A 6,114-nucleotide genomic window follows, 5' to 3' on the forward strand; every position below is an offset into this window, starting at 1 on the left:
GCGGGCCGCCGGCAGGTTGCCAAGCTCGAGAGCGGCCTTGCCGGCCACCAGGAGGCATCGAACGCGCTCGATCGGGGGAATGCCTGGCGGCGCCGCATCTAGAGCGGCCCTCGCCGCGATGCGGGCCTCATCGGTCCTGCCGAGCCTCTCCAGACAGAGCGCCTGACGCCTATCCAGGAGGAAGCTCTCCTCAGGCGAGAGGGCAGGCCGCGCGCTCCTCGCTTCCAGGATTCGCTCGAGCGCTTGCCCGTGCGCGCCGAGATCGATGTCGAGGTCGATCAGCGTGAGCGCTTGATCGATCCCCGACGCCCCGGCCTGTGTCGAGGGTATGCGCGGAGCTACGCCCCGCTTTTCGTCACTCGATTCCATCCCCTACCTATTCGCGCAGGAGGCGCCTAGCGCGCCATCCCTGTCCAGAACAGGAGAGCCCTGATCCTGACCGCCTCCCGAACGCCCCTGATCGAGATCGATCCGGCGCCCTGCCCGTCAAAGATCTCGGATGTGGGGGGACCGGTCGGCGCGATCCGGTAGACGACTACCTCGTCAGGATCCCCGCCTTCGCCTCCTGACCCGCCACCACCGTCCCTGGGAGGATCGACGGCAAGCCAGTCGGATCCACCTCCAGGCGAACCCTGCTGGGCAGGAAGCTCGACCGCTTGGGACTCGGGAACGCCGAGGCCGATCAGGAGCACGATCAGGGCCGCGACATTCAGATACCAGACAAGCCCTCGAGGAGCCATGGCACACCTCGGTTTGTGAACCACCCCGGCCAGGGCAAACATGATGCCCCGATCCAACCTAAAACTATACCCGCCAAAGAGGTCTGTCAACGCAACTTTGGCCCGCCGCGCGGGGGCCATCCGTGCTAGAATCGAAGTTGACCAATCCACGCGCCGGTGGCATTTGGCTCGCCGTCTCATGGGCTATCTATAACTGATTCTGATGGAACCAGTTAGCCTATGGGTCGGCATCGACAGCGTGGAGTCCGGCTTGAAGAGAATCCCCGTCGGCTATCTCGAGCTCCTCCGGGACCTCCTTCCCCGGCGCATCATGGGCCAGGAGATGATGAACGCGGCCTCCCGCGCCATCTCCGGCGGATCGCCGGTCGAGATTCGCGAGACCGCGCGGCAGATCCTCCGCTCCCTGCTGGCCGAGGGACGTCTGCAGATCGTCGCAAGGACCGCTGTGGAGGGAGGCGAACGGATTCGAATCCTCGAGCCGCAGAGCGGCCTCAGGATCTCGGTCGTTCTCGACGCGCCGGCCGACGGCGGTGGCCTCGATGTCATCCCGCTTCCGGTCGAGACCGGACCGGCCGCGACGCTGAAGGCTTCCGTCGTGCGGCAGCTCCTCACGGACCACGGGATGCTCGTTCTGAGCGATCGCGTCGCCTCTCCCCGGGACATCATCCTGCGACTCGAGCCGATTCTGGGGGAGATGATCGAGACGGAGAGCGTGACCTTCGCCCCCATCGAGCATCCCGCGGGCCAGATCTGGGGAGAAGGACGGCCATCCGCGCTGGTTCTGTCGGCGACCCGCCTGCGGGATCTCGCGCGGCTGCGCGATCACGTGATCTCTGTGAGCGATTTCGCCGCCCTCGATCCGATCTTCAGAGCCTCCAGGAAGGCGGGAAGCGCTATCTATCTGGGAATCGGCGACGACATCGCCGGGTGGCGCTCCGTCGTCCAGGCCTACGACCCCCGGCCGCGCCACTTCACGCCCGACCGGATCGCCCTCGCCGCTCTGCTGTGCCAGCACTCGCAGACGCTGCTGGCGAGCGCCGTGCGCCTGCAGTCCCTCATCTTTCTCGACTACCTGACCGGCCTCTACAACCGGCCCTACTTCGAGGATCAGATCGACAAGCAGGTCTCGATCGCCCGCCGCCGCAGACAGAGCCTCGCGCTCTGCATCGTGGACATCGACGACTTCAAGAACTTCAACACTCTCTACGGATACCAGGGCGGCGACCGGGCGCTGGTGACGGTCGGATGCATCCTGCGCGCGATGCTGCGCACGAGCGACACCCTGGCCCGCTACGGCGGCGAGGAGTTCGCCGCGCTCCTCGTCCCTCCCGTGAGCGGCGAAACGGCTCTGGCGATCGCACAGAGGCTCCGCGCCGCGGTGGAGGAGGAGCCCTTCCAGGTGCAGGACCTGAAGGGCGCGGCCGTGTCGGAGCGGATCACCGTCTCGATCGGCGTCGCGCTCTTCCCCGACCACGGAGAGAACGCCCAGGCCCTCTGGGCGGTGGCAAACCAGATGCTCCTCGAAGCCAAGCGCGACGGGAAAAACAGGGTCCGCTTCGCCGGGGGTCCCGGCTAGGTCGCCTCCCGAACCGTCCAGACCCACTCGTTCCCGTCGGATCGATCGAGCACGACCGTCTGCCCCGACCTGACCTCGCCGGCGAGGAGCTTGCGCGCGAGCGGATTCTGGACCTCCCGCTGGATGGTCCTCTTGAGTGGCCGCGCGCCGAAGTCGGGATCGAACCCCATCTCGCCCAGCGCTTTCTTCGCCCTATCCGTCGCCTCGAGCCGAACCGATCGGGCCTCGAGCATCCGCCGCAGGAACGCGAGCTGCAGATCGACGATCTTCGCGATCTCCTCCTCGCCCAGGGCGCGGAAGATGACGATCTCATCGATCCGGTTCAGAAGCTCGGGACGGAAGTGCTGGCGGAGCATCATCCAGATCTCCTGCCTCAGGAACTCGGGATCCGCCCCGCGCGCCTTCTGGATTCGCTCCGTTCCCAGGTTCGAGGTGAAGATGACGATCGTGTTGGCGAAGTTCACGGTCCGCCCCTGGCTGTCGGTCAATCTCCCGTCGTCGAGAATCTGGAGGAAGATGTGGAAGACGTCCTGGTGGGCCTTCTCGACCTCGTCGAAGAGGAGGACGGCATAGGGGCGGCGGCGAATCGCCTCCGTCAGGGTCCCCCCTTCCTCGTATCCCACATAGCCGGGAGGCGCGCCGATCAGCCTGGCGACCGCATGACGCTCGCCGTACTCCGACATGTCGATGCGCACGAGGGCCCCCTCGTCATCGAAGAGGAACTCGGCGAGCGCCTTGGCCAGCTCGGTCTTCCCGACACCGGTGGGACCCAGGAAGAGGAAGGACCCGATCGGCCGATTGGGGGCGGAGAGCCCCGCCCTTCCCCGCCGGACGGCGTCGGAGACGATCCGCAGCGCCTCCTCCTGCCCAACGACGCGCTCCCTCAGCCGCTCCTCCATGCGCAGCAGCTTCTCGACCTCGCCCTGGAGCATCTTGGTCACCGGGACTCCGGTCCAGCGGGAGACGATCTCAGCGATCTCCTCCGGACCGACTTCCTCCTTGAGGATCGGCTGGGCCCCTCGGGCCTCCGCCAGCTTCGCCTCGACCCCCTTCAGCTCCTTGTGGAGCGCGTGCGCGTCGCCGTAGCGGATCTGGGCGACGCGCTCGAGGTTCCCTTCCCGCTCCGCCTTCTCCTCCTCCGTCTTGAGCGCGTCGAGTCGCGCCCGGATCGCATGCGTCTTCTGGACGATCTCCTTCTCCCTCTGCCACCGCCCCTTCCACTGGGACAGATCGGCGCGGAGCGACTCGAGCTCCGACTCGACGCCCTGCAGGCGATCGCGGCTCTGTCGGTCCTCCTCTCTTCGCAGACCCTCGCGCTCGACCTCGCGGGTGCGGATCTTCCGCTCCAGCTCGTCGATCTCCGCCGGCATCGAGTCGAGTTCGATCCGCAGCCCCGCGGCCGCCTCGTCAACCAGGTCGATCGCCTTGTCGGGCAGGAAGCGGTCGCTCACGTATCGATCGGCGAGCGTCGCGGCAGTGATGAGGGCCGCGTCCTGGATCCTGACGCCGTGATGAACCTCGTAACGCTCCTTCAGACCGCGCAGGATCGCGATCGTGTCCTCCACGGAGGGCTCCCCCACAAGGACCGGCTGGAAGCGGCGCTCGAGGGCGGCGTCCTTCTCGATCCTCTTGCGGTACTCATCGAGCGTCGTGGCGCCGACGCACCTGAGATCCCCGCGGGCGAGGGCCGGCTTGAGCAGGTTCGAGGCATCGATCGCCCCCTCCGCGGCGCCGGCCCCGACGAGGGTGTGCAGCTCGTCGATGAAGAGGATCACATCTCCTTCCGACTCCTTCACCTCCCGAAGCATGGCCTTCAGCCGCTCCTCGAACTCCCCTCGGAACTTCGTCCCGGCGACGAGGGCGCCCAGGTCGAGGGAGAGCACGCGCTTCTCCTTGAGCCCCTCGGGGACGTCTCCGGCCACGATCCGCCGGGCGAGGCCCTCGACGATCGCGGTCTTTCCCACGCCGGGATCGCCGATCAGGACCGGGTTGTTCTTCCGCCTGCGGGAGAGGACCTGGAGGATCCGGCGGATCTCCATGTCGCGGCCGACGACCGGGTCGAGCTCGCCCTTGCGAGCCGCTTCGGTCAGATCGCGGCAGTAGCGGGCGAGCGCCTCGTACTTCTCTTCCGGATTCTGGTCGCTCACGCGGGCTCCTCCGCGGATCTCCGCGAGCGCGCGCAGGAGCAGCTCTCCCGTGAGGCCGGCTCGTTTGCAGGCGCGCGAGGCGTCCGTGGCGGAACCGACGACGGCGAGCAACAGGTGCTCGGTCGAGACATAGTCGTCCTTCATCCGCTCCCGCTCGTCGTCGGCCGCATCGAGGATCTTGCGCAGGTCGGGATCGAGATGGAGATCGCCGGCGCCCTGGACCCTCGGCTGCCGCGAGAGCGATTCCTCCAGATCGCGGACCAGGCCGCCGCGGTCTGCGCCCGCCTTGTCGATCAGGCGGGAAGCGATCCCATCGGCATCCTCGAGAAAGGCGAGCAGGAGATGCTCGACGGTCAGGCGCTGATGGTCGCGCCCCCGCGCGAGCCGCTCAGCGGCCTCGATCGACTCCGCCGCCTTGACGGTGAGCTTGTCAGGCTTGAATGTGCCCATGGCCTCCTCGAATAGCGTGAACCGGCCGCTCGGCGCCGTGCGCCGCGGACGAGTCTAGCGGACCCGGGCGAGCTTCTCGATCCGCGTCAGAGCGCCCTGGGGCCCGCGCGCGGTCAGCTTGTAGAAGTAGAGCCCGTTGGCGACCGGATCGCCGTCCTCGTCCCGCCCATCCCACAGGATCGGCTGGTCGTTGAGGCTCTGGGGCGACGGGAGATCCCGAAGCGTGCGGATCAGCCTCCCGCTGCTCGTGTAGATCCGGATCGCCACCTCGCCGGCCGGTGCCCCGAGGCTGTAGAAGAACCAGGTCTCCTCGGCGAACGGATTCGGGACGTTGAAGAGGGCGTCGAGGGCGAAGGAGGCCTCGGTCTCGATCGCGATCGGCGGCGAGGGAACGGTGACGCTCCCCCCGTCCGACTGCGCGATCCGCACCGACAGCGTCCGGCTCGTTCCGCCGCGGATGGGATCGACGATCGTCAGGACCCAGACGCGGGACCGATCCCCGGCGAGACCCGATCCCTCCGCCCGCGAGTGGATCCGCGAGTCATCCAGGAGAACCTCGAGATCCTCCGCGGTCACGAACCGCGGAAGCGAAACGACCGCCCGGACCGAGTCCTCGCTCAGAACGCGCCCTCCTGTCGCGAGCGGACTCCAGTCCCGTCCGGGCCTCTTGGTCTGGAAGTCCGCCGTCACGCGGACCGGGAAGGCGGCCGTCGCTCTCTGCCCCGTGCCGTCCTCCGCCTCGAGGAGCAAGTCGTAGTCGCGCGGGAAGACCGTCGTCGTGTAGGAGGCGGTGAATCCCCTGTCGTCGTCCGGATCCGGAGTGATCCGGATCAGCGTGTCGGCCACCGCGCCCCGCGCATCGCTGATCACCAGGGACTTGGCCCAGACCTCGTCGCGAACCCGCACTTCAAGCCTGATCGAGTCCTGATCGGCCGCGAGGAGCAGCGGCGTGCCCGAGGCGATCGGATCGCCGTCAAGCCGGACCGAGAGGCGCGGCGGCGCCGCGTCCATCACCATCCCGGGATCGCCCAGCATCAAATAGGTGGCGCACATGCTGAGATAGGTCGGGCTGCGCGGATCTACCGCGTAGAGGTTGGCCTTGCTCTGCGTGAGCACTTCGCCCAGAACCCATCGGGTGTGCCCCTCGCGCTGGGGCGGGTTCTTGAAGAACGCGTGGACGACGGCGAGGTTGTACTGATCG

General features: G+C 67.6%; 5 protein-coding genes. 1 reads left to right on the plus strand and 4 read right to left on the minus strand.

Translation table 11 applies throughout. From position 1 onward, the window contains the following. A partial coding sequence (locus tag FJY88_11005; GenBank protein ID MBM3287862.1) for a hypothetical protein occupies nucleotides 1-369 on the minus strand: 369 nt, incomplete at its 3' end. Between the two features lie 26 nt (nucleotides 370-395). Then, complete coding sequence (locus tag FJY88_11010) at nucleotides 396-740, minus strand: hypothetical protein (GenBank protein ID MBM3287863.1); 345 nt, start codon at nucleotides 738-740, stop codon at nucleotides 396-398. A gap of 202 nt (nucleotides 741-942) precedes the next feature. On the opposite strand from FJY88_11010, the gene FJY88_11015 reads away from it, so the two are divergent. Beyond that, nucleotides 943-2,316 (plus strand): GGDEF domain-containing protein, encoded by a 1,374-nt coding sequence (locus FJY88_11015; protein ID MBM3287864.1) that lies wholly within the window; start codon nucleotides 943-945, stop codon nucleotides 2,314-2,316. On the opposite strand, the gene clpB is transcribed toward FJY88_11015, so the two are convergent. Both clpB and FJY88_11025 read right to left on the minus strand, forming a co-directional pair. Continuing rightward, on the minus strand, nucleotides 2,313-4,913 hold the full coding sequence (gene clpB, locus FJY88_11020) for an ATP-dependent chaperone ClpB (GenBank protein MBM3287865.1): 2,601 nt from the start codon (nucleotides 4,911-4,913) through the stop codon (nucleotides 2,313-2,315). The genes FJY88_11015 and clpB overlap by 4 nt on opposite strands. Before the next feature lie 54 nt (nucleotides 4,914-4,967). After that, entirely contained in the window at nucleotides 4,968-5,603 is a 636-nt protein-coding gene (locus FJY88_11025) for a hypothetical protein (protein ID MBM3287866.1), read from the minus strand. Nucleotides 5,604-6,114: the final 511 nt, after the last annotated feature.

The sequence above is a fragment of the Candidatus Eisenbacteria bacterium genome (genome assembly GCA_016867495.1).
Classification (GTDB): Bacteria; Eisenbacteria; RBG-16-71-46; order CAIMUX01; family VGJL01; genus VGJL01.